General features: G+C 41.0%; 25 protein-coding genes. 1 reads left to right on the top strand and 24 read right to left on the bottom strand.

What is annotated here, in order from left to right; all coding sequences use genetic code 11:
- Positions 1–3: 3 nt before the first annotated feature.
- The 8 genes from UFO1_RS03265 to UFO1_RS03230 all read right to left on the bottom strand — a co-directional run bounded on the left by UFO1_RS03265 (position 4) and on the right by UFO1_RS03230 (position 7745).
- Positions 4–1011, bottom strand: a complete 1008-nt coding sequence (locus UFO1_RS03265; protein WP_038667908.1) for an ABC transporter permease — start codon at positions 1009–1011, stop codon at positions 4–6.
- On the bottom strand, positions 983–2017 hold the full coding sequence (locus UFO1_RS03260) for an ABC transporter permease (protein WP_236639320.1): 1035 nt from the start codon (positions 2015–2017) through the stop codon (positions 983–985). Before UFO1_RS03260 ends, UFO1_RS03265 begins: the two co-directional genes overlap by 29 nt.
- Positions 2018–2043: 26 nt before the next feature.
- Positions 2044–3528 (bottom strand): sugar ABC transporter ATP-binding protein, encoded by a 1485-nt coding sequence (locus tag UFO1_RS03255; protein WP_038667906.1) that lies wholly within the window; start codon positions 3526–3528, stop codon positions 2044–2046.
- A 112-nt stretch (positions 3529–3640) separates the two neighbouring features.
- Positions 3641–4717: an autoinducer 2 ABC transporter substrate-binding protein gene (locus UFO1_RS03250; protein ID WP_038667904.1), complete on the bottom strand. Its 1077-nt coding sequence runs from the start codon at positions 4715–4717 to the stop codon at positions 3641–3643.
- A gap of 18 nt (positions 4718–4735) precedes the next feature.
- Complete coding sequence (locus UFO1_RS03245; RefSeq protein ID WP_038667903.1) at positions 4736–5182, bottom strand: RbsD/FucU family protein; 447 nt, start codon at positions 5180–5182, stop codon at positions 4736–4738.
- A 15-nt stretch (positions 5183–5197) separates the two neighbouring features.
- Positions 5198–6124, bottom strand: coding sequence for a ribokinase (gene rbsK, locus UFO1_RS03240; protein WP_038667900.1), 927 nt, complete (start codon positions 6122–6124; stop codon positions 5198–5200).
- Between the two features lie 17 nt (positions 6125–6141).
- Complete coding sequence (locus UFO1_RS03235; protein ID WP_236639319.1) at positions 6142–6720, bottom strand: SIS domain-containing protein; 579 nt, start codon at positions 6718–6720, stop codon at positions 6142–6144.
- On the bottom strand, positions 6699–7745 hold the full coding sequence (locus tag UFO1_RS03230) for a LacI family DNA-binding transcriptional regulator (protein WP_038667897.1): 1047 nt from the start codon (positions 7743–7745) through the stop codon (positions 6699–6701). The genes UFO1_RS03235 and UFO1_RS03230 overlap by 22 nt, the downstream gene beginning before the upstream one ends.
- Positions 7746–7958: 213 nt before the next feature.
- Here UFO1_RS03230 and UFO1_RS03225 point away from each other — a divergent pair, with 213 nt between their 5' ends.
- Entirely contained in the window at positions 7959–8657 is a 699-nt protein-coding gene (locus UFO1_RS03225) for a polysaccharide deacetylase family protein (RefSeq protein WP_038667894.1), read from the top strand.
- Positions 8658–9005: 348 nt separating this feature from the next.
- On the opposite strand, the gene UFO1_RS03220 is transcribed toward UFO1_RS03225, so the two are convergent.
- The 16 genes from UFO1_RS03220 to UFO1_RS03155 form a co-directional block, all read right to left on the bottom strand.
- Positions 9006–9605 (bottom strand): DedA family protein, encoded by a 600-nt coding sequence (locus UFO1_RS03220; protein WP_038667891.1) that lies wholly within the window; start codon positions 9603–9605, stop codon positions 9006–9008.
- Positions 9606–9637: 32 nt separating this feature from the next.
- Positions 9638–10480: a hypothetical protein gene (locus UFO1_RS23960; RefSeq protein WP_051788797.1), complete on the bottom strand. Its 843-nt coding sequence runs from the start codon at positions 10478–10480 to the stop codon at positions 9638–9640.
- Between the two features lie 9 nt (positions 10481–10489).
- Positions 10490–10966 (bottom strand): anti-sigma factor, encoded by a 477-nt coding sequence (locus tag UFO1_RS03210; protein ID WP_038667889.1) that lies wholly within the window; start codon positions 10964–10966, stop codon positions 10490–10492.
- Positions 10963–11514, bottom strand: coding sequence for an RNA polymerase sigma factor (locus UFO1_RS03205; protein WP_051788796.1), 552 nt, complete (start codon positions 11512–11514; stop codon positions 10963–10965). The genes UFO1_RS03210 and UFO1_RS03205 overlap by 4 nt, the downstream gene beginning before the upstream one ends.
- 13 nt (positions 11515–11527) lie before the next feature.
- A complete protein-coding gene (locus UFO1_RS03200) occupies positions 11528–12133 on the bottom strand; it encodes an undecaprenyl-diphosphatase (RefSeq protein WP_051788795.1) in 606 nt (201 codons plus the stop codon).
- 422 nt (positions 12134–12555) lie between these two features.
- Complete coding sequence (locus UFO1_RS25115) at positions 12556–12714, bottom strand: hypothetical protein (RefSeq protein WP_158442770.1); 159 nt, start codon at positions 12712–12714, stop codon at positions 12556–12558.
- Positions 12642–12815 (bottom strand): HAMP domain-containing sensor histidine kinase, encoded by a 174-nt coding sequence (locus tag UFO1_RS26165; protein ID WP_144390859.1) that lies wholly within the window; start codon positions 12813–12815, stop codon positions 12642–12644. Before UFO1_RS26165 ends, UFO1_RS25115 begins: the two co-directional genes overlap by 73 nt.
- Positions 12816–12837: 22 nt before the next feature.
- Positions 12838–13803 (bottom strand): glycosyltransferase family 2 protein, encoded by a 966-nt coding sequence (locus tag UFO1_RS03195; protein WP_051788794.1) that lies wholly within the window; start codon positions 13801–13803, stop codon positions 12838–12840.
- A gap of 931 nt (positions 13804–14734) precedes the next feature.
- On the bottom strand, positions 14735–16564 hold the full coding sequence (gene glmS, locus UFO1_RS03190; RefSeq protein WP_038667886.1) for a glutamine--fructose-6-phosphate transaminase (isomerizing): 1830 nt from the start codon (positions 16562–16564) through the stop codon (positions 14735–14737).
- Positions 16565–16954: 390 nt separating this feature from the next.
- The gene (gene glmM / locus UFO1_RS03185) at positions 16955–18298 is read right to left on the bottom strand and encodes a phosphoglucosamine mutase (RefSeq protein WP_038667883.1); all 1344 of its coding nucleotides are present in this window, start codon (positions 18296–18298) and stop codon (positions 16955–16957) included.
- 43 nt (positions 18299–18341) lie between these two features.
- Positions 18342–19937 carry an NAD(P)/FAD-dependent oxidoreductase gene (locus tag UFO1_RS03180; protein ID WP_038667880.1) on the bottom strand — a complete coding sequence of 532 codons (1596 nt, stop codon included), beginning with the start codon at positions 19935–19937 and terminating at the stop codon, positions 18342–18344.
- 80 nt (positions 19938–20017) lie between these two features.
- Complete coding sequence (locus UFO1_RS03175) at positions 20018–20941, bottom strand: YbbR-like domain-containing protein (protein ID WP_038667877.1); 924 nt, start codon at positions 20939–20941, stop codon at positions 20018–20020.
- Complete coding sequence (gene cdaA / locus UFO1_RS03170) at positions 20941–21759, bottom strand: diadenylate cyclase CdaA (protein WP_038667874.1); 819 nt, start codon at positions 21757–21759, stop codon at positions 20941–20943. The genes UFO1_RS03175 and cdaA overlap by 1 nt, the downstream gene beginning before the upstream one ends.
- 162 nt (positions 21760–21921) lie before the next feature.
- Positions 21922–22995 carry a branched-chain amino acid aminotransferase gene (locus tag UFO1_RS03165; RefSeq protein WP_038667871.1) on the bottom strand — a complete coding sequence of 358 codons (1074 nt, stop codon included), beginning with the start codon at positions 22993–22995 and terminating at the stop codon, positions 21922–21924.
- A 67-nt stretch (positions 22996–23062) separates the two neighbouring features.
- Entirely contained in the window at positions 23063–24478 is a 1416-nt protein-coding gene (argH, locus tag UFO1_RS03160) for an argininosuccinate lyase (protein WP_038667868.1), read from the bottom strand.
- Positions 24475–25689, bottom strand: a complete 1215-nt coding sequence (locus tag UFO1_RS03155; RefSeq protein WP_038667864.1) for an argininosuccinate synthase — start codon at positions 25687–25689, stop codon at positions 24475–24477. Before UFO1_RS03155 ends, argH begins: the two co-directional genes overlap by 4 nt.
- Positions 25690–25711 lie beyond the last annotated feature (22 nt).

Here is a 25711-nt window from a genome sequence, read left to right as displayed (position 1 = left end):
CCATCACCCCTTCATAGCTTGTTTTTTTTCACGTTCATTGACAATATAGTTGTAAATAAGGACAAAAATCAGTAGTCCACCCCAAATGATCTGTCGATAAAAATTTGATATATCCTCATACATATTGAGCCAACTGCTAACCATTTGCACAATTAGGGTTGCCATAACGACACCGCTTATATTACCTTTTCCACCATATGGATCTACACCGCCCAAAACAGCAATAAGAATAGCCTCCATCAAATAAGATGCACCATAATCCGCCTTAGCCGAATTGAATCGTCCCAGCATAATAATCCCTGCAACAGCACTAAGCACAGCACTAAGTACATAGTTAATAATAAAAAGGCGTACATTATCAAACCCTGAAAAAGTAGAGGCTTTTTCACTTGTACCAAGCATACGGAGCTTATACCCCAAAGTAGTCTTACTCATAATAAACGCAGAGATTGCCGCAAATACACAGAAGATAATAATCGGAACGGGTATGCCCGCTACACTGCCGTTGATTGTAGCTGCCAACTGCTTTGGCAATCCCCCGAGTGTACTACCATTTGTCATGACAATAGCAAAACCTGTATAAAGAGCCTGCGTTCCCAAGGTTGCCAAAATTGGTGTAATACCAACAACCCCAATCAAAAAACCATTGAACGCACCACAAAGAATACTAACAGCCAGTGCCATAAAACAGGCCGCTGCAATCATCATAAATACAGCACTGCTGCTCATATCCGGCACGATAACAATTGACAAAAACTTTGCCATAAGTACGGCACAAAGATTAGCAATTGCTACAACACTAAGATCGATCCCCGCCGTAAACAAAGTAAATGCCATAGCGATAGACAGAAGGCCAAACTCGGGAAACTGTTTGCCCATAGACTGGAAATTTGAAACACTAACGAACATAGATCCCTTAAGGGCTGTACAAAGTATAAACACCATCAGGAAAACAACTAGGAGTCGAGCCAAGTTTTTATCTCTATTTATTGCATGTCTGATTGTATCCATACCAGTTTCCTCCTTCGCTCATCTTGATGGCAAGCTTTCTTTCGTTACGCTTCGCTTGGATTGCAGAAGCTGCAGTACCAATAATAATAATCGCACCAGTAAACACTTTCTGCCAAACCGTCGAAATGCCCAATAAAATGAGACTATTATCTACAATAGTCAAGAGTGCCATACCAAGCATTGCACCAAGCACACTGCCTTTGCCCCCTGTCATCCGCACACCGCCAAGGACACAAGCAGCAATAACTGTCATTTCCATACCTTCTAAATTATTTGGATGTACGGCAAGGAGCATCGTCGAACGCAATATACCAATGAGTCCTGCCATGCAGCCAGAAAAAGCATAAATGAACAGTAAAATGCCAAAAACGTTGAAACCTGCTCTCTGTGCCGCTTTCACATCGCCACCGATCGCATAAATACCACGTCCCAACATCGTTCTATTCAAAATAAACCATCCCAAAAAAATAAGCAATATCATAAGAATAAAACCGATTGGCATATTGGAAGTCAGTCCTGAAACAGGATTTGTCGCTGAAAACAATTTCATCTCGCCAAGTTCCTTAAGAGGCGCACAAAGTGGGTATTCTCGCGATTTGAACACGCCCTGCATAATTCCGAAACATATACTGCTCGTACCAAGGGTAACGATAAGCGCTGGAAATTTAAAACGCGCGATAATCACACCATTGAGTATACCAACCATCAATCCGATAAACATCGCAACCCCAAAAAAGACCAGTGGGTTCGAGGCAACGTCTTCTAGCTGTGAACAAACTACAAACATAGACAGGGAAGCAATGGCCGGAAATGAAACATCTACACCACCAGTAATAATGATAAACATTTCGCCGATACAGAACATCGCTGGTACCAAAAATGCCCGCACAACATCAACCAGATTATTACCCGTAAAAAACTGTCCACTTTTTACTTGAATGGCCATACATAGGAGCAGGATGATCAATGCTACATAAAATTCGGTTGACTTCACCGTTTTCTGCAAATTCATATATGAATCCTCCTATCCTTCTAATTTGCCAGCTCGGCAAGGCAGCTCTCCTCGAGGCCCTGTGTCGAGAGAATTTCAACTAGTCGGCCTGACTGCATAACCATAACACGATTACAGTTCGTGAGCACCTCCGGCAAATCATCGGAGATAATAATAACCGTAAGTCCTTGTTTGGCTAAGCGTTTTACCAACTCATAAATATCAAATTTAGCACCGATATCTACACCAACTGTCGGTCCATTCAAGATTAATACCTTAAGATCCAGTGCCAGCCACTTTGCTAAAATACATTTTTGTTGATTACCGCCTGAAAGTGTCCCCACAGGGTCTTCAATGTTGTGAAGGGTAATAGACAATTCTTTAGCCCAATGCCTTGTCATCTCCTCAACCGACCTACGATTAATTTTACCTAAGCAATTCGCATAATCATGCCATTTTTCAATGGAAATATTGTCTGCAATCGGTTGCGATAAGAAGAGGCCTTCCGTAACACGATCCGCAGGCAGATAGCCTATACCATTTTCAATGCCCTTCTTTATTGAACGGATTTCCACCGGTTTTCCCTCAATCAAAATTTCTCCTGAATCTGCCTCGTGATAACCAAATAAAGTCTCTGCTAATTCTGTACGACCTGATCCTAAGAGACCTGTTATGCCGATAATTTCACCTTGTTTGAGGCAAAAACTAACATCCTTAAATCCGTTTTTCAGGGAAAGATTCTTGACTTCTAGCACTGTTGGCGCATTTTCTCTCGTATATTCATACCGCGATGAAACTATTTCACGCCCCGTCATATGATATGTAAACTTATTCTGACCAAGCTCTTTCGTATTTCCCTCAGCAACATTTTTTCCACTGCGGAAAATCGTAAATCGTTCAGCAATCTCGAATACCTCATCCAGCTTATGTGAAACAAAAAGCACCGCTATACCTTTCACCTGTAACTGTTGAATGATTTTAAATAATGCCTTGACTTCCCGCTTCGTTATAGCCGTTGTTGGCTCATCCATAATGATGAGCTTCGCATCATTTAACAAAGCGCGGCTAATGGCAATCATTTGACGCATACCTACTGTAAGATTTTCCACAGTTTCATCTAAATCGATTTCAAAACCGATTTTGGCTACAGCTTCTTCCGCAATTTTACGCATACGTGCTTTACTCACAAACTTTCTACTCGCTGCGACTTCCATATTGATTGCAAGGTTTTCCATGACCGTCAGATTTGGAAATAAAGATAGATCCTGGTAAATAACCTGTATACCATTCGCTATCGCTTGTTTGGGGTTCATTTTTTCATATTTTATGCCATTGATTTCAATGGTCCCTGAATCCGGTGTATAGAAGCCTGAAATGATATTGATAATTGTCGATTTGCCACAACCATTCTCGCCTGCCAGGCAGTGAATTTCGCCCTTTTTTATCTCAAGATTTACGCCATCAAGTGCCTTGACACCACCAAAATATTTTTTAATATTTGTTGCTTTTATAATATAATCTGACACACTTCTCCCCCCTTGCTTCTACACAATACATGTCGCCTTTGTTATGGCGTCACTATGTATCGGCAAAAGTGATGCGGCATCCAATGCTGCATCGCTTTTGCCTAAACACCCCTTAGAAATTGTAGTTGTCTACGTTTTCCTTATTAATAGCAATCCAGCCTGCACCCATGAAAAGCGTTGGGTTATCCTTGCTCTGGATAAGTTTGCTGTAAGATTTTAAGCCAAGGTCGGTACCATCAGTGATTTTTTTGCCCTCGAGGATTTGACGAGCCATAACGCACATTGCATAGCCAGCTTCTGCCGGATCCCAAAGCGTAATATATGAAAGCGATCCATCTTTAACAAGAGAGCGACATTCATTCGGCATACCGGTACCAACAACGAAAGCTTTTCCTTTTAGACCAAGTTCATTGATTGCACGAGCAATCCCCGGTGTATCCATAGAGGAGGTACCTACAAATCCCTTAACCTCTGGATGTGATTTCAAGACTTCCTTAGCAACCTGATACGCTTTTTCCGAATTATTTTGCGATTCTACACGCTTTGGATTATCAAGCAATTGCAGCCCCGAATACTTCGACTGCTGCTGCGCAACGGCGCCATTTGCCCATTCGTTCTGTGAAGCGTTAGTAAGATGAGCAACCATTGTAGTATAAACACCTTTCCCGCCCATAGATTCCTGAAGCTTATCCATAATGAAAGCACCATATCCAGCATTATTGAAAGCCTCTAAATCGTAATCTACATTTTTACAACTTGATCCCTCATGCGTGATAACAACAATCCCCTTATCCCGGGCTTCTTTCAATACAGGATCGCAAGCTGCCGGATCAACTGGTACAACACAAAGCGCATTGATTCCCTGATTGATAACATCCTGAATAACCTGAACCTGTTGTGCGGCATCCGTCGAAGCAGGACCTTTCTGGTAAGCATTGATGCCAGTATCAGCAGCATACTGTTTAACACCTTGCTCCATACGGGCAAACCATCCATTTGAAGAGTCTTTTACAACAACTGCAATTTTCCAGTCCTTCTTTTGGCCCTGTGTCGCTACGTCCGTTGTTGTAACAACCTTTTGTGCTGATGCCTTCGGAGCATCAGCTTTCTTAGAATTTTCTCCACAGCCAGCCAGTCCGACGCAGAAAAGTAACCCTAACGCAACTGCTAGATACTTTTTCTTACCCATGAATATCCCCTCCTTAATTTACATGACACCTTTTTGTAATATAATACAGCCATATGGCTGCCGTTCCCCCGTGGATACAGTAACAAAGGCGATTTTTCCTTTTTCATAAAAATCAAATCGATCGATAAATCCTATACACTTTTCTCCCTTAGGCTCATTTCGCTTAACCGCAGCAATGAAGTCATCCCAAACCTTCGGTCTTTCCATCTTACCCTTTAAATGATCCATCATGTCCATAATCATCACCGGATGGTCTACATAATCGACATCAAGCGGCATAAGCTGAAGTACTGAATCAACCATCTCAGCCGCCCCGATACCGTCAGCATTAATTGTAATACCATCTTTCGCCATAGATACTGCCGGATAAAAGTCATCGGCAATTACAATTTGATCACCGTGTCCCATATCGGCCAATGCTTTCAATAAATCTGGATTAATGCATTTAGGAATCCCCTTTAACATGCCCCTTCCTCCTATCTATTTATGATGTTTAAGAAATACCTCTACCTCCTCTCGCGATGGCATCGCTGGAGTCGTTCCAATTCTCTGAACAGAAAGCGCTGCCAATGCACTTGCAAAGCGAGAAGCTTCCCAAAGGTCTTTCCCCTCCGATAAAGCTGTCAAGAGGCCACCATTGAATGCGTCCCCTGCACCCGTGGTATCGAGTGCATCAACCTTAAATGCACTGATAATTTCCTCACGCCCATGATCAGAAATGAACACCCCCCGTTCACCTAATGTTATTAAAACGACTTGGACGCCTTTATCATAAAATACCTCAGCAGCCCTTTTCGCTGCATCCAAACCCTCTACATGTATACCCGTTATCATTTCTGCCTCAACTTCATTTGGTGTCACCATGTAGACCTTTGATAAAAATTCATCCCTGACCGACTGATAAGGAGCTGTATTCAAAATTACCTTGCATCCACATTCGTTTGCAATATCAACTACTCGCTCATTTGCATCTTGATTGACCTCCAACTGCAAAAGCACATAAGCGCACCCCTTCAGTAGCGGTCTCAAATCATCAACCTCTTGTGCCGTAATCGTACTGCACGCACCAGGCACAATGATGATTTTGTTCTGGCTTGTTTGTTCATCCACCATAATAATTGCAGAACCTGTACTAACATCCTGATTATAAAGTATGTATTCTTTGCTCCAATTCAGCTCATCCATGACATTTAGCGCAACATCTGCAAACGTGTCATGTCCAACCTTAGTAATCATTGCTACGTCCGCTCCTGATTTATGAGCAGCAACGCCTTGATTAAAGCCCTTGCCGCCAGCTCCCATCTTAAATATAGACCCCTTAACCGTTTCGCCCGGCTTCGGCAGATGTGATGCTCGTGCCATAAGATCGACAACAAAACTTCCGAAAACCGCAACTTTTTTCCCCATGAAAAAATCTCCCTTCCTTATTCAATATTACGATGGCGCGACTCCATCTGCCCATGTGTCAAATTCATTTTATCCGTTAGCAGCATAACAACAATATCAAAAAGAAGAAACAAATGCTGCTCGAAAAGATTTCCCATAGGCTGAACAGATTTCACTACCCTCATATCACTTCCTTTATAGACACATGCAGGGACAAATAAAGAGTATTCAGCTTCTTGCGGCGTTCTTTCTAGCGGTGCACCCGTGATAACTAGGCGGCTGACACCTGTTTTTCCCGCCTGATCAAAAAGGTAATTGATATGACCTATCTTGCCATAACCATTAACTACAATAAATAAATCTCCTTTCTGCATACCTGGCGTCGTATCATCCCAAAGCCAATGGGTTTCCTTTCCCAGATGCATCAGCCGCATCGCAAAACTGCGGGCTGCAATTCCTTCACGTCCGCAACCGGTTACAAAAATGCGTGCAGCTTTAATAATCATCTTCATCATGCTTTCTAACTGCATTTCATCCTGTGCTGCAAATACTTGCCGATGCTCCTCGAGCAGTAGTTCGTAAAGTTCCAGATAAGTCATTTTTTCGATCCTCTCCATTTCTCCGACCCCCTAAGGATAAGCTTTGTCGGCAAAAAAATTTCTTGCCGGCACGGTGTCTCATTTTTATCCTTATTACGAAGCTCCTCTAACCGTCTTGTTAAAAGCTCAATGGCATTCCATCCCATACTATATACGTCACGATCCACAACGCTTAAGTGAATATTCGCACATTTTAAAATCTCCATATCGTCAAATCCAATCATTGAAATATCTTCACCGAGCTTCATCCCTTTTTCCGTAATATAATGAAGACATCCCAACGAGGTCATATTATTTGATGAAAAAATTGCAGTCGGCGGTTCTGATTGCTCCATAAGACTGTGCATAAGCTCATAGGCCAATTCTTCATGAAAATCCCCTTGCCGTATATAACGTTTTTCCGGCTTGATATCCCATTTTTCTAAGGCCGCTAAATACCCCAGCCAACGCTCATTTCCGGGACGAGAGTTCTCTGGTCCCTTTATCGTGGCAATTTGGCGATGCCCTTCCCGTAAAAGACAATCGACAGCAGCATAAGAACCGTTGAAATCTTCGGAAAACACACTGTTTAAACGACAATGTTTAAGGCCTCGGTCGATAAGGACAACCGGAACGCCCGCCTTCTCAAATTCCAGCAACCGCTTACAACTTTCAGTATTATTTGCATCGATAGGAATAACAATAATACCACTTAAACGTTCAGCCTTAACCGAACGAAAAAAACGATGCTCTTTCTCTACACTATCATCTGTTCCATATAAAAAAATGTTATAACCATATCGTTCAGAAGCATTTGTTAATCCACGCAAAAGCTGCGAAAAAAAGGGATTTTCAATATCTGGAATCAAAAATCCAATATTCAGGGTATTACCCGTACTAAGCCTACGGGCTAAAGCATTGGGCGTGTAATTCATCGAGGAAATAATATCCAAAATCTTACTTTTCGTCTCTTCACGCACATGTGGTTTATTATTGATAACCCTTGATACCGTTGCCGATGAGACACCTGCCTTTTTAGCAATATCATATATGTTAATACTCATTTTTCAACATTCCTTTGCATTGTAACCGGTTTTAGTTTTACCTCTGTAATACATATTCCCTGTCACCGCCAATTATTCCAATGAGAAAATCAACATTCCCCGTCTGCTTCCGTCGCGCCCTATATAGACTTGTCGATTACAAAAATTATTACACTGAATAATTTCAGAAACTTGAACGTATAATCTATTAGATTATTGAATAAGGAGTTCGCTATGAAATTTTCACAAGGAATATGGGGCCTCTTCTTTTTTCTCGCTATAGGGATTGGCATGAAATTGGAAGACCATTTGATAGATCTTACACCCACTATTAAAAACGTGCCTACTTCTCGAAAGGTCGTCGCATTAACATTCGATGATGGCCCTCTTAAAACAACAACATCTGAAATTTTGGGTATTTTGAAAGAAAAAGGCATAAAAGCTACTTTCTTTGTAGTAGGTGAACGGGTTGAACGGTTTCCTACGCTTGTTCAGCAAGAAATTGAGGACGGCCATGAAGTTGGTACTCATACTTATAGCCATCCTAATTTAACTAAACTACGTAAAAGTCAACTGGAAGAGGAACTAAATAAGACCGAAAAAGTAATTTTAACAGTCGCCCCTAAACCTACTCTTTTTCGCCCACCAGGGGGATCTTATAACGATAAAATCATAAATTTGGCTCGAGACAACGGTTATCTCACAATTCTCTGGTCAATTGATACCCAAGATTGGCGTTATCCTCCAGTAGGTAACATCGTAAATTCGGTATTAAAAGACATTAAGCCAGGAAGTATTATTCTCTTACATGATGGAATATCCCCCTCATCTACACCTGAGGCCCTTGAGTTCATTATTGACAGCCTTCGATCTCTCGGTTATGAATTCGTAACAGTAAGCGAACTACTTCAATATTATGAAACAAAGCCCTAACTATAATAAGACCCATATCCTCTAGAACTCTGAGGATATGGGTCTTATTATAGTTTAGAAATACCCCACTCTTTTCTCCAAAATCATCCCTAATCCTATCTAGGACAAGATTAGCAAAATAGCGGATGAGCCAAACAAAGCTATCATCAGAAAGTACCATTGTGTTGCGGAATAAGGTTTCCCAAGCGAGTATGCCAAAAGCCGTTAACATCAAAGCGCTAATGCCCAAGCTTGCTACAATATAAAGCACCTGCCACCGCTGTTCTATCGTCAAAAATTTTTCTTTGATAGGCGAGTACCACTTAGTCCTTTTAAATAATGACCTATCGACCTGCATCCAATATTACTTCAGACAGGTTGGGTATGATTTCTCCGATAATAATAGACAGCAATGAAAATCAGACCCGCGGCAACTATTAGACTCGCCTTGTGACCAATGGCATTTAATGCCTCCCAGTTCTCGCCTAATACCATGCCTGCGTAAGTTAGTCCGATTGTCCAAGGAATGGACCCCAACAACGTGTAAATAACAAATTTGCCAAAATTGACTTGCGCAAACCCAGCCGGAAGGGAAATAAAGGTTCGGACAACAGGGAGTAACCGACTGAAAAAAGTAGCCTTTATCCCGTAACGATCAAACCACCGCTGCGCCATATCGACATTGTGTTTCGACAATAAAAAATATCGACCATACTTGGCGACTAACGGTTGTCCGCCATAATAACCCACCAAATAGGCAATAATTGAGCCTATAAGGCCGCCGATTACCCCAGCAACAACCGCCATCGTAAAATCCAATTGGCCTAGATATACTAGATAGCCTGCGAAACCAAAGATAAGTTCACTAGGAACGGGGATACAGGCGCTTTCCAATGCCATCCCAATAACAATTGCTGCATAACCCCACTGGGTAATATAATCTATAACGACATGAAAAAATTGTTCCATGACACTCATCTCCATTTATACTTAATTTATGATCATGATTTTTTCTTAAAAACTTTCAATATTATACCGCCAACAGCCGTAGCAGCCACAATAAACAGCGCCAAGAAACCTAATGCAGGGACGTTATACAACAAGGCAGTCATAACAGCTCCGACAAAGGTCACACGAACCCTCCCCATCTTGTCCTGTTCTGGCAAGAGCGGCAAGTAATGACCTATTGCGTGGCACATGCCACCTATGCCAGTGGCAAACACGCTTACACCTAATAGCATTACCAACACCGCCACCGGTATACCCACTATGCTAATGGCCAACATCACAATCAGAACAAGCATTGTCATAAGCCCTAACCCACCGACGGCAATGGTCCGTTTAATGTTACCACGAATCATTGCACTCACATCTTCTACCCCGGAGCGCCATATCCATGCCAGAATGACAGGCCAGATTAATAGAATGGCCGTAATTATAGCATTGACTATCCATAAACCAGTAGTAACTACACCTGCAGCCATTAGCATATTGACAAAAGCAAAGTCGCCGCCAATCCGAAACACGCCTTTACCAATTTGGGCACCCTCTTCCGTCAAAAGGTTGCCGCCTAGCACGATAGCATGGTCACGTACAGAGGCCGATGGCAGTAACGTCAAATTGCCGTTGATGACCATAACTTCATCGCTGATTGTGCCAGCAATGGTAGCATGGCCGCCAATAACAAGAACATTTTTTACCGTGGTGCCTACTGGTACTTCTGTATCGCCAAAATTTACAATGTTACCACCCGTCAGCGGCGCTGCCGCCCATACTGGCAGGGCAAGCATTAAAATCATTCCCAGTGTAAAAGCTAAGCGTATCGCGAACTTCTTTATCTTCATACGTACCTCCTACAATTCAATTGCATACCGCATCACCCAAGTCATACCCGCTAGCATGGTGCCCAGAATAGCCAAGCTAGTCGTTTGCGCCACAGGAAACTCAGCAAGAAATATTCCTGGCAACGGCAGGATATTGACGAATAGATCGAACGCTACGGTTCCTAGCGAATACAAAACAGGCGAAACAAAGAAAGCAAGCATTGCCAATATACTGATCAGACTAACACCTACGATTCGAAATATCGGATATGCAGATACCGTTTTCGTGTCAGCCAGCTGTATTAATACCTCCGCAGTAAACTCAGTGCTCAATTCCATACTTGTTCCCCAATTGTGGTACATATTCATGCCTTCCTTAACTTCCATCAACTCTAACCTACAAGCTTCACATTCTGCCAAGTGGATTTCTAGTTCGCAACGGGTTTGATTATCAACATCATTATCCAGATAATCATAAATAAATTCGGAGCAGGTAGTGCAGTTCACAATTTTGTTCCTCCCTTCCTCACCAGCCGCCGTAATTTATCGCGGCCATGATTCATGCGTGATTTTACTGTTCCTAAGGGAATATCAAGAATCCCTGCTATCTCGTCATAAGAAAAACCGCCAAGTTCCCTAAGTGCCAATACTGCCCGGTGTTCATGTGGCAGCTGGTTGAGCAATGCTGCTACCCGCTCATTGCTTTGTACTCTTTCCATAGCCCCTTCCGGCGTTTCCCCAAGGTCTATGGGTTCAGTAATTTCATCTATTGGAACAAATTGCTGACGGTGCATACTTTTTCTATAATTTATACTGGTATTTGCAGCAATACGCATCAGCCAACTATAGAAAGTAACATCGGCCTTCAATTCGCTTATGGAGCGATAGGCTTTCACAAAAGTATCCTGCGCAATATTTTCAGCATCCTCTCTGTGGCCTACAATACCATAAGCCACGCGAAAGACCCGCATTTGAAATTCAGTTACCAGCTGGCCGAAAGCTTCTTTATCGCCTGCACGGGCCTTGCTCACATATGCTATTATGCGTTCGTCCAAATCCATCACCTAACTAGCGGTTATTTGCCCGTGTCGGAACAGGCAGGTGCAACTTTGTCTCAATAATAGTCCATATGGCGAGTAGCAATGTGACCGGTTTATCCAGCAGTCCTTTATTGCGTTCAATCAGCCAACTACTGACAAGGCCGGTCGCCATCCCACCAAGGATATCACTCGGATAGTGCAGCCCCACATACACCCGTGATAACGCTACTAGGATAGCAAAGGCCATCAAAAGATTACTGCCCACTGTGCGTCCGAAGAGACTGCCCGCAATGGAAAACGCACCAGCGGCATGGTCACTAGGGAAAGAAGCATCTTGTGCGCCTTGCAGCAACCGGTTTACTGGTTGATCCAAATAGGGACGGTTACGATACCAAACATGGCTAATTAGCTGGTTCATTCCCATAGCTAGCATTGCTGCAAAAAAAGCATATAAAGCACGCTTGCGGTTCTCTGTGACCTCACTTATTGAATTGCCGCTAAACCATAGTCCTATCAAGTACAAACCAAATACCACCGGCCCGTACTCTGAAACCATCATAATGACTTTATCTATCCAAACTGAATGCCCAGATAATCCATTAATCATAGATAATAGAGTGTTATCATAGAACATAATTTTTTCCTCCTTTTTTGCTATTACATACTATAAGACAATGAGCATGCCAAAAAAGTTCACGCCTAGCAAAACTTTTTTTAGGTCATCAGGAAGTATAACACTTTCTTGACTCCAAGCCCATATTCACTTCATCTTCAACAAGTAAAACCTTCGTCATGTCTTCACCCTCTTCAGCAAGAATATATATATTCCTTTAGCTTTCACTATAAATTAAATTCTATAAGGAAAAGAGAGCCTTTTCACCACGATTGGGCAATAAGGCTCTCTTAGTATGCTACGCTTTATCCGTTTGCATCATCATTTGTTTCGGTATCGTCATCATGCTCGACTTTGATAACCGAGCCTGTTTTTGCATCTACCTTGACTTCAGGCTATAATTTTTATCTAGTTCTTCCTCTGTCACTATTCCCCAGTCGAGCCTATGCCGTTCCCAATACGTTCTTAATATGAAACTTTTCCATAACTCTACGATCAACAAGTTCTTTTTTATACTTTGCTGTACGAATCACATCACGTGTAGCATTGTCCTTTTGAGCGTAATCCAAAAATCCGATGTCATAACAATAGGCACTCCCCACCTCGGCGTACTTTCTACCTTGATTGTCCCATTATGAGCCTTTACTATCCCTTTAACGATTGACAGTCCAAGTCCAGCTTTTTCTTGTATAGATACTTTCAAATAGTTGCCAGAATTAGCATTATCACGCTACCGTATTCTTTTGTTTAGGTCTAACTTGTGCACTACTCTTCAATTCATCACACACCCAATAAAGAGGGCGTTGCTTGACTTCTTCAAAAATACGCCCCACATATTCACCAACAATTCCCAAGCCAACGAGTTGAAGACCACCAAGTAACAGTACGCTAGCCGCGATTGTAGCCCACCCAGGAATGGCATCTGAAGTGAAAGTTTTGGTATACAAAACATTTAGCGTCAGCGCGAAACTCAGGAAACCAAAAAACAACCCCAGATAAAGGGCAAAGCGTAGAGGTAATTTTGAGTATGCAGTAATGCCATCTAGGGCAAAGGTAAACATTTTTCTCACCGAGAATTTGGACTTACCTGCATAACGAGGTGGAGCTACAAACTCCACCTGTACCTGCCTGTAACCCATTGCCCCAATGATTCCTCTAATAAACCGAGCTTTTTCTTTAAAGCGCCGAAAAGTCTGTACAACTTTTTTATCTAGTAATCGAAAATCCGATCCGCCTTCCACGATATGAATATCAGACATGGCATTGATTAAACGATAGAACATAGCAGATGTACATTTCTTAAACAAAGAAACATCTCGTGTATCAACTCGAATGGTCTGAACCACCTGGAAGCCTTCTTCCCATTTACCTAGTAGCAGAGGCAGCATTTCTGGCGGGTGCTGCATGTCGCCATCCATGGTAATGACCGCATCACCTTTTGCGTAATCAAGACCACAGGTCAATGCTACTTGGTGTCCAAAATTACGGGCCAGGAGAAGTGCTTGAACCCTTGTATCTGCCTTAGATAACTCCTCAAGAATGAGAATGGTTCCATCAGTGGAACCATCATCAACAAAAATCAATTCAAATAAATAACCTAGTGGTTCCATATAGTTACATACCTCTTGGTAAAATATCTTTATATTCTCCTGTTCGTTAAAAACAGGTACCACAATTGAAATATGTTGCATACTAATATCTCTCCTTTTTAGTTAATGTTGCTCTCCTATTAATCAGCATTATATCTGTCCTATAGATATAACTTACTAACAAGGATGACCTTATTTGTATTATTCGTGTTAATGGGAGAAAGATTATGGGTAAGCTTATCCTATCAATATAACGTATAAGTCTGAAAACAAAGTGAAAAAACCTTGGTTCTGGTGCAAAAATTACAGTAAGCAGTAATCGGGGTCAGACTTGACTTATAGTAAAAATTGACTCTTTCCCTTCCATACAGCAAAAAATTTCTTTCTAAAAAGAACAAAAACTCTAATTATTAAATGCAGAAACCGCCCCTATCCTCAAGTATTTAGAGGATAGGGGCGGTTATCATTTTTTATTATTCTACAGTTACTGACTTATCCAAATTCCTTGGTTTATCTATGTCACTACCACGAGTGCCCAATTTGGGGTAATAGTTGCCTTAAACAAAGACAAAACCACGTCCCCATCTGCTTCCGTCGCGCCCTATATCGGCGTATAGATTATAAAAAATAAAGGGGTAATAGAGAAAATAACTCTACATGTTACCCTTATTTGTTACTATTATGCCCTGCTTTTATTTTTTCTTTTGTTGAAACTTAGCTTTACCTGTTGCCGTTAAATAAATAGCATATATTATAAAAGCTAGACATAACCCAACTGATCCATATTTTATTAATTCATACATATATTATTCCACCTTTCGAAACCTGTAAATTAAGTTAATATATAAAGTATTAAATTCGCAACCCATCTATAATATAATAAATTAAAATATCTTTCAACATAAATATTCCTTTTTGCGGAAAATTACCCATTTATGTAGAACATAACCAAAATGACAATGAGGACGTTTCTTGTCAAAAAAACCGCCCCTACCCTCAAGCATTTTGAGGACAGGGGCGGTTCATCATTTTACTATTCTACAGTTACTGACTTCGCCAAGTTTCTTGGTTTATCTACGTCACAACCACGAGTGATAGCAGCGTAGTATGCCAATAATTGAAGTGGGATGACTGCAAGTATTGGAGCCAAGAATTTGTCAGCTTGAGGGATGAATATAGCGTGATCTACGTATTTGTTAATTTGGTCATCACCTTGCTGGGCTATACCGATAACAACAGCATCACGGGCTTTGACTTCCTTAATATTACTTAGGGTTTTATCATATACATCATGTTGCGTAGCTAGGGCGATAACAGGTACACCTTCAATGATAAGAGCTAACGTACCATGTTTCAATTCACCAGCAGCATAAGCTTCTGCATGAATATAGGAAATTTCTTTTAGTTTGAGAGCACCTTCTAATGCTACTGCGTAATCTAATGAACGTCCAATGAAGAATACATCTTCGTTAAAACCATACTGTTGAGCAAAAGTCTTAATGGATTCTACATCTTCAAGGATTTCATGCAATTGAGCAGGTAGGTTCCGCAATCCGGAAATAAGTTCGCGACTGCGTTCGGCTGAAATGTTCTCACGTAGTCCGGCAATATAAATTGCCAGCATTGCCATACTCACAAGCTGAGTAGTATATGCTTTTGTAGAAGCTACTGCGATTTCTGGACCTGCCCAAGTATAAATTACTTGATCCGCTTCACGGGAAATGGAAGAACCGACTACGTTGGTAATTGCCAAAGTTTTGGCACCAAGGCGTTTGGCTTCTTTCAAAGCAGCTAAGGTATCTAGGGTTTCACCTGACTGGCTGACTACGATAGCTAGCGTATTTTCATCCACTAACGGCGAACGGTAACGGAATTCAGAGGCAACATCTACCTCTACAGGAATGCGCGCTAATGATTCAATATAATATTTTCCTACGATACCAGCATGATACGCTGTACCGCAAGCTACGATTACAACTTTCTTAATAGCTGCTATTTCGTGCTTCGTCCATTTCAATTCGTCTAGTATGATATGGCTATCATCTTTTGCTAAACGGCTTGACATGGTTTCGCGAATTGCTTTTGGTTGTTCATAGATCTCTTTGATCATGAAATGCTCATAGCCGCCTTTTTCAGCAGCTTCTGCATCCCAATTTACTTCAAATACTTTTTTAGTAATGGGTACACCTTGACGATTCATAACCCATACAGAGTCCTTCGTGACAACAGCCAATTCTCCGTCACTTAAAATATAGGTTTTACGAGTACGGTTAATGATAGCAGGAATGTCGGAAGCAATAAAGTTTTCCCCTTCACCCAAGCCAATAACCAAAGGATTATCTTGTTTCGTACAAATAATCTTATCTGGTTCATGTTTGGTCATAAAGACCAATGCATAAGAGCCTTCAATTTCAGACAATACTTTTTTAACTGCCGCTTCAAAATCACCTTTGTAATGCTCTTCTACTAAATGAGCCACTACTTCTGTATCTGTTTCAGAAGTAAAAACATGGCCTTTGGCAATCAGTTTTTCTTTGAGGTGCATATAGTTTTCAATGATACCATTATGCACGACTACAAAATCCCCAGTACAATCTGTATGAGGATGAGAATTTACATCGGAAGGACGACCATGAGTTGCCCAACGAGTATGACCAATTCCTAGATTACCGATTAATTGCTCATTATCTAATTTTTTTTCTAAGTTAGCCAAACGACCTACACTTTTTTCTACATGAACCTGAGTTCCATCATATACAGCAATACCGGCAGAGTCATAACCCCGGTACTCTAATTTACTTAAACCTTCAATCAAAAATGTTGAGGCCTGTTTAGGGCCGATATAACCAACAATACCACACATATGGTAATTCCTCCTAAATTTCAATACAAAAATCAAATCATTCTGTTAAATCTGCCTCAGACGTTTTGTCCTGTAAGTTGCCCTACAGTTTTGTCGCTGTTTGGCGGCCGCAGAGTAGCCGAGAGGTATCCGCTGAATTTTCGATAAACCTCTTCCTCGTCTGCTTGCTTGAATATCCCTTACTAAAGGATACCACTAAAATGTGAATAATGATAAGCAAGCTCCAGCGCTATTACACCATAACTGTTCTTAGTCTAGTAAAGAATAGTTTCTACTAAAATTCCGTTGCTTATCCATTTCTCACCTCCATTTATAGTATACATATGCAAAGGAGCACTAGTGTGCTCCTTTGCATATCTCATTGTAATATAAAGAGTGACTTTGGTCAACTCATCCTTGTTCTTTTTTTACAACTGCAGCAATTTCATTTACAATACGATCTAGTTCTTCCATACTCGGTCCTTCTGCCATTACACGAATCAATTGCTCCGTGCCAGAGGGACGCACTAAAATACGACCATTATCACCTAATTCTAAATTCCCTTTATCAATGGCAGCTTTAATCGCGTGATTTTCTTCCCAGCCATCTTTGCTTTCTACGCGAACATTCACAAGCAATTGAGGATATCGGGTCATAACAGAAGCTAATTCCGACATACTTTTACCACTTTTTTTCAAAGCAGCAATTAATTGCAATGCGGTTAATACGCCATCACCTGTTGTGCTATACTCAGCAAAAATAACGTGTCCTGACTGCTCGCCGCCTAGCATTAATGACTTTTCTAGCATGGCTTCTAGTACATAGCGGTCACCAACTGCCGTTACTTCGACTTTTCCCCCTGCCTTTTTTATCGCTTGGTACAAGCCGATATTACTCATAACCGTAGCAACAAGAGTATTGTCTTTTAGTTTATTTTCTTTTAAGCGGTCTAATGTACAGATAACCATCATTTGATCGCCATCGATGATTTCGCCCTTTTCATCTACCGCTAGGCAACGGTCTGCATCCCCATCATGGGCAATGCCAAAATGCGCTTGATGATCTACAACTGCTTTCTGTAATTCCTCCATATGGGTAGAGCCACATTTATCGTTAATATTTGTACCTGTTGGCTTGTTATTTATGGTAATAACCTCAGCACCCAAACGCTGGTATACAATAGGCCCTACTTCATAAGCCGCTCCATTCGCGCAATCGACTACCATCTTTAGGCCTTTAAAATCAACATCTACAGTACTTACTAAATAATCAATATAAACCTTCAGCAAATCATGTCGATGAACAATGGTACCAATGCCATCGGCAACAGGGCGATCCATGTCTTCTTTATAGTTACTTACCAATTCTTCCAATTCATCTTCTACCGCATCAGGTAATTTATAGCCTGTACCGGCAAAAAATTTGATCCCGTTATCTGGATATGGATTGTGAGATGCAGAAATCACTACACCTGCTTGGGCATTTATCTTTCCGGCTAAATACGCCACTGCAGGAGTTGGTACAACGCCTAATAATACAGCCTGTCCTCCTGCAGAACAAATCCCCGCTGCCAAAGCTGCTTCTAGCATATGTCCTGAAACCCGTGTATCTCGCCCGATTAACATAGTTGGACTTGTGTGATGTTCTCTGCCAAAATGTGTCGTTGCTGCCCAACCTAATTTAAAGGCCAATTCTGGTGTTAATTGAGTATTGGCTACCCCACGTACTCCGTCTGTTCCAAAAAGTCTACCCATATCTATCTACTTACTCCCTTCTCTAGGCAACGATCTGTTGCCCTTACACCTTATATTGTTTAATAATAGCAATTGCAGAGTTCAGGCCATCAAGAGCTGCACTCATGATACCACCTGCATAACCAGCGCCTTCCCCAATCGGATATAACCCTTCTGTATTCAAAGAAATAAAATCACTTTTTCTTATAATACGCACAGGTGCAGAGGTTCTTGTCTCCACCCCTGTCATGATAGCCTCGGGATGAGCAAAACCTTTGATCTTTCGCTCAAATTCTGGCAATGCTTTCGCAAGTGTATCAGTAACAAACTGTGGTAAGCATTGCCGCAAATCAGTGGCAACTGTTCCCGGCCGATAACTTGGTTTTGTAATAAAAGTAGTACTACCTGTTGTCCCTGCCAAAAAATCTCCCACCGTCTGTAACGGTGCATGGTAATTACTGCCACCAACGGAAAATGCTAATTGTTCATATTTGCGCTGGAATGCAATACCACCCAATATTTCATTGCCAAAATCCTCTGGAGTAACATTAACTACCAAAGCACTATTGGCTACTCCTGATGCTCTATTATACAGGCTCATCCCATTGGTGACTACCCCTCCTGTTTCAGAGGAGGCAGCTACTACTAGGCCACCTGGGCACATGCAAAAAGAGTAGGCAGTGCGGCCTGCGTCTTTATCATGATACACAAGAGCATAATCCGCAGCAGGCAGCTGGGAATGCCCCGCCGAAATACCATACTGAGATACATCAATTACATCCTGGGGATGTTCAATACGGACACCAATGGCAAAGGCTTTTGCCTCCATAGCAACACCTTGTTTGTGAAGCATCTCATAGGTATCCCGAGCGCTGTGACCAATACCTAGTAAAGCTACCGAACAAGGAATATACCGATTTTCATTGACAACCAGTCCTTTTAACTGTCCATCCTTTATATCAACATCTGTTACCTTGGCTTCGAACTCCACTTGGCCGCCTAATGCGATGATTTCTTGCCGTATATTCTTTACAACATCTCTCAGTTTATCAGTGCCAATATGTGGTTTATGAAGATAAGTAATCTCTTGGGGTGCTCCCGCCTTAACGAAAAGCTCCAGCACCTGACGCATTAACGGATCATTTACACGTGTAGTCAGTTTTCCATCAGAAAAAGTTCCTGCGCCCCCTTCTCCAAACTGCACGTTGGAAATGGGGTCAAAATTTCCTGTCTGCCAAAACTTACTAACATCTTTCGTACGATCTTCGATTTTTCGTCCCCGTTCTAAAACCAACGGACGATAACCATGTTTCGCTAAGGTTAGGGCTGCTAGCATACCTGCTGGCCCCAAACCAATGACTACAGGAGGATGTTCTAATTTTTCTAGTCCCAATATAATGGGTTCAGGTACATATTCAGCCACCTGGGATACATCCTTATCCCCCTTTAAGCGGGATAAGACTTGCCCCTCTGGAACCGCCGTCTTTACATCAAGAGTGTATACAAAACTTATGTTATTTTTTCGACGGGCATCAAGAGCCCTACGTACAATGACCACCTCAAGCACAGCTTGGGGTGGTAATTTCAGCCTTTTTGCTGCTAACTTATTGATTGTTGTATTGGTATCCAGCAGCACCCGCATATTTATTATCCGTAACAACTAGCTTTTCGCTCCTTTATTATAGGAAAGTAAGGTATGGTATCCATCCATACCTATACTTTTTCTTTTCTGTATTTCTATCATTGCTGTTTTATTACACTAATATTCACTTTTATACTCTTCTTCGGAACCACAATGCCCTCTTTTCCTATTAGCTTGACTTCGAACTCTTTATCTTTGTCTATGCCATCCAAACTGATAGGTTCCGTATAGATAAAGTCTGTTTTTTCTACCACGTTAGGAGCGCCACTTACTTCAACTCTAGGTGGATTCGTTATAATCTGTTTTATAATATAACCCTTTGGCAATTCCCCAGTAACACTAGGTTTGGTATCGATAACTTTTTTGCTAACACTAGGTGCAAAAGATAGGGTAACAGACACATTTCCCGGATTAAAACTTACTCCTTCTCCCATTTCTTTACCATTCTGATCCAGCAAAATAAGAGGGGCAGATATAGTAAAATCAGTATTCTTCCCGGAAACATCCACTGTAGCAACCGCTTTAACTACTGTATCTAATAAACCTTTCGGCCCTTCTACCACTACATGAGCGGTGCTGTAATTAATTTTCTCCACAACACTATCAATCGAAGGCGATCCGGCTAACCTAACTTCAATCGGCACCTGCCTATTTGCAACACGGTCTAGGCGAAAGGTAACTCGTTCAGGGATCACTTCTACTACTTCCATACTCGTCGGAACGGTAGTATGAACCTTGACTGTATTAAGTCCTTCAGTTAACCCTCGCAAATCAACATATGTTTTTATATCTTGCTGAGAAAGTCCAGCGATCAAAGTCCGTGGCCCACGTACCCTAATGCGTACAAATTCGGGAATATCTACAGGCACTAAAGAACTGGAAGTATTGCGTATTTCTAACGGCACTTCCATATTTACTTCAACGGGAGGATTTTGTTCATTCATTACATACACCCATAGGATAACCGCTAAAACAAGAGCCACGATCTTTGCTGTTAGATTTGTCTTCGGTAATCTATCCATTATGAAAACTGCCTCCAGTTTAAGAAATTACCAAGTGTATGGTTTTTACTGGCAAACAGTGGCCGTAATTTTTCTTTTAAAGAATTAGCATCTAGATCTCTAACGAGTCTGCCACCTCGCGACAAGGAAATAATACCTGTTTCTTCACTTACCACTACTACGGCCGAATCGGTTTGCTCTGTGATGCCAATAGCAGCCCTGTGTCTTGTGCCCAATTCTTTATTCAAGCTACGATCATCTGTCAATGGCAAAAGACAGCCTGCCGCCATAATGCGATTTCCTCTTAAAATAGCAGCTCCATCATGCATTGGAGTATTCGGGATAAAAATATTAATTAAAAATTCATTAGAAACAAGGCCATCTACTTTAATCCCCGTCTCAATATAATCACTAAGTCCTGTTTCTCTCTCTAGTACAATAAGGGCACCAATTTTGTTTTTGGCTAATACAGCTACGGCTTTACCTAACTCATCTAGTAGATTTTCTTGTTCTTGTTCATCTAAGAATACACTCTTCTTGAATAACTTTCCTCTCCCTAACTGCTCTAGGGTACGCCTAAGTTCCGGCTGAAAAACAACCGGTAGGGCAACCAGCACCACGGTCATGGTTTTATTCAGTAGCCAGTTAATGACGTTAAGACCTAGCCATTTACTGATAACTGTAGCAATCAAGAGAACGATCAGCCCTTTTAGTAGAGCTAAGGCTCTAGTATCTCGTATCATCACATACAGTTTATACAGAACAAAAGCCACGATAACCATATCCACAAGATCCAATAAGCTAATGGTTGAGATAATTCCTTGAATTTGTAGCAACATAGGCCAAACTCCTCATCATAATCGTAAGAATAATAACAATAAATATTAATTTATTCTACCCAATATTACGGAAAACCTTTATTATTTATCTTCTAGTCAAAAAAAAAATTAATACCTCCCTAAAAAAAGGAGGTATTAATTTTATATGCTTCGATTCTCGTCTTATAATTTCGTTACTTCATCAATCCAGTTGAATTTATCTTCTAATTTACCATATTGTATACCAGTTACTGTATCAAACAATTTTTGAGCAAATTCCCCTGTCTTATTATGATTAATGACAATTTTTTTGCCCTTCCAAGACAATTCGCCAACAGGTGAAATAACAGCAGCTGTACCTGTACCAAACACTTCTTCCAGTTGACCTTTTTCATGAGCTTCAAAAATTTCTTCCACGGATATACGTCGTTCAGAAGTTTTTATCCCCCATGCCTTAGCCAGTTCCAGTACAGTTCTTCTTGTCATACCACCTAAAATACTACCCACTAAATCGGGAGTAACTATTTCACCGTTGATTTTGAAGAAGATATTCATCGTACCAACTTCTTCAATATATTTACGCTCCACAGCATCTAACCACAATACTTGAGCAAAGCCTTCTTTTTTTGCTTCTTCTTGCGCCCTAAGACTCATTGCATAATTTGCAGGAGTTTTTGCTTCTCCCAAACCGCCTAAGGTAGCACGAACATATTTATCTTCTACTTTTATACTAACAGGATCAAATCCCGCCGCATAATAGGCTCCTACTGGCGATAATAAAATGAATAATTTATAGGTATCAGATACTTTTACCCCTACATATGGATCTGTAGCAATAATAAATGGTCTGATATATAAAGCTGTACCGACTTTCGTTGGTACCCACTTTTTATCAACTTCCACGACTTTCTTTAAGCCTTCTGTTACTGCAGCCACATCAATGTTTGGTATGCAAAGAGCATCCGCCGATCGATTGAACCGTTCCAAATAATCTTTGGTACGGAATATAACAATGCGATCATCTTCCGTCCGAAATGCTTTCATACCTTCAAAGATAGCCTGCCCATAGTGAAAAACCATAGCCGCTGGAAAAACAGAAAACTCATTATAAGGGGCAACGGTAGGGTTGTGCCAACCTTTCTGTGGATTATAATCCATAGTAAACATATGATCCGTAAAGTATGTGCCAAATCCCAATTTTTCCTCAGGTGGCATAGTACCTACTGTTTCTTTCATTTTAACTGCAATCTCAGTCATACCAGAGCGCCTCCTTGTCATTAAAAAAAAAGCTGTATATTGTGTAACGTTGTAACATTTATGGTTATTATATATTGCCTTTTGTATACATGTCAAGTACGCTTTGCTGTTTTGAAAGGATCTCTTGGGCTACCGTAAATTCACGTTTTACTCCCGTAGACGAAGTTCCACCATAAGAATTACGCGCATCCACACAAGTTTCTACTTTTATCGCTTCTATAATGTCAGACTCGAACAAGGGGGAAAATTCTTTGAACTCAGCTAAGGATAAATCCATCAGCCATTTATCGTTTCCTAAGCAATAGGCCACGCATTTCCCTACTACCTCATGAGCTTGGCGGAAAGGCAGTCCTTTTTTTACTAAATAATCTGCCATGTCGGTAGCATTGGAAAAGTCATTACGTACTGCTGCTCCCATAACCTTATCATTTACTTTCATAGCTCTCAGCATGGAAGCATAGACGCTTAAACTGAATTTTAAGGTATCAATGGTATCAAACATACCCTCTTTGTCTTCTTGTAAGTCTTTATTGTAGGCAAGAGGCAAGCCTTTCGCTGTCGTCAATAAAGCCATTAAGTGACCAAAAACCCGCCCTGTTTTTCCTCTTACTAGTTCCGCCACATCTGGATTTTTTTTCTGAGGCATGATGCTAGAACCGGTACAATGACTATCATCGAGTTCAATAAAGGAAAATTCTGCCGAAGACCAAAGAATAATTTCTTCACTAATACGGCTTAAGTGCATCATGAGAATGGAAGCACAAGATAAGAATTCTAAAATATAATCTCTATCGCTGACAGCGTCCATACTATTTTCATAAACCTTACTAAAGTTCAATTGTTCCGCTACAAAATGCCTATCAATGGGAAAAGTTGTACCCGCAAGTGCCCCTGCTCCTAGTGGCATAATGTCCGTACCTTCCCATACACCCTTTAATCTTCTAAAATCACGGGTTAACATAAAAAAGTAAGCCATCATATGATGAGAAAATAGAATGGGCTGCGCCCGTTGCAAATGAGTATAGCCAGGCATAACTACGGATTGATATTTTTGCGCTACTTCCACAATTGCCTGCTGCAAATCTTGGATTAATGTACCAATAGCCCCAATTTCGTGTTTTAAATACATATGGGTATCTAATGCTACTTGGTCATTACGGCTACGAGCTGTATGAAGCTTTCCACCGACTGCTCCTATACGGTCTGTTAACCTTTTTTCGATATTCATATGAATATCTTCTAAGGCAATTTCAAAACTGAAGTTTCCAGCTTCAATATCAGCCAAAATAGTTTTGAGTCCTTCAATAATTGTATCTGCTTCTTCCTGTGCAATAATGCCGCATTTAGCCAGCATGGTGGCATGAGCAATACTTCCAGCAATGTCTTCTCCGTACATGCGCTGATCAAAAGAAATGGAGGAGGTAAATTCCTCCACCATTACATCTGTATTTTTGGCAAATCTACCGCCCCATAACTTACTCATTTCTTTTCCGCCTCTTTCATCATTAACGCTCTTACTTTTAAAGGTAAGCCGAAAAGGTTAATAAATCCTTCTGCATCTTTTTGGTTATACACTTCGTCACGACCAAAAGTTACAAAGCCTTCATGGTACAAAGAGTAAGGAGATTTAGATCCAGCACTCATGATATTGCCTTTATATAATTTCAAGCGAACCGTACCAGTTACAGTCTGCTGGGTAGAATCCACAAATGCATCAAGAGATTCTTTTAGTGGAGAGAACCACATTCCGTCATATACAAGTTCTGCATAACGAATGGCAACTTGTTCTTTGTAATGCATCGTTGCACGATCCAATGTTAAATACTCTAATTCTCTATGAGCATAGTATAAAATCGATCCGCCTGGATTCTCATATACGCCACGAGATTTCATCCCGACTAAACGATTTTCTACAATATCCGTAATACCAATACCATGTTCAGCACCAAGAGTGTTTAGCTTTTCTAATAATGCTACTGCACCCATTTTTTCACCATCAATGGCTACTGGAATCCCTTTTTCAAAGCAAATGTCTACATAAGCTGCTTTGTCTGGTGCATTCTCAGGGGATTTTGACACCATATAAACATCATCCATTGGCTCATTTGCTGGATTTTCTAAATCTGCGCCTTCATGACTTAAATGCCAGATATTGCGATCCATGCTATAAGGACGGCTCTTTGCTACTGGAATAGGAATGTTGTGTTTTTCTGCATAATCAAAAGCATCTTCACGAGAGCGAATATCCCAAAGTCTCCAAGGAGCAATAATTTTTAAATGAGGTGCTAATGCTTTTACGGTAAGCTCAAAACGTACTTGGTCATTTCCCTTACCTGTAGCACCATGAGCAATGGCATCTGCGCCTTCTTTTTCTGCAATGGCTACTAATGCTTTGGCAATAATAGGTCTAGCAAAAGAAGTACCTAACAGATATTTTCCTTCATACACTGCACCAGCCTTCAAAGTAGGCCAAACATAGCTTTCTACAAACTCTTGTTTTAAATCTTCAATATAGACTTTGCTAGCTCCTGATTTTAGCGCTTTATCATGTACAGGGGCCAATTCATCCCCTTGCCCTACATCGGCGCACATAGCAATTACTTCACAATTGTAGTTTTCTTTTAACCACGGAATAATAACAGAGGTATCTAAGCCTCCTGAATACGCTAATACGACTTTTTTAATATCACTCATCTTTATAATCCCCCTTATGTAG

The sequence above is a fragment of the Pelosinus sp. UFO1 genome (genome assembly GCF_000725345.1).
GTDB lineage: Bacteria > Bacillota > Negativicutes > DSM-13327 > DSM-13327 > Pelosinus.
The sequence above is the reverse complement of the archived record's forward strand: the minus strand, read 5'-3'. Positions and strand labels throughout refer to the sequence as shown.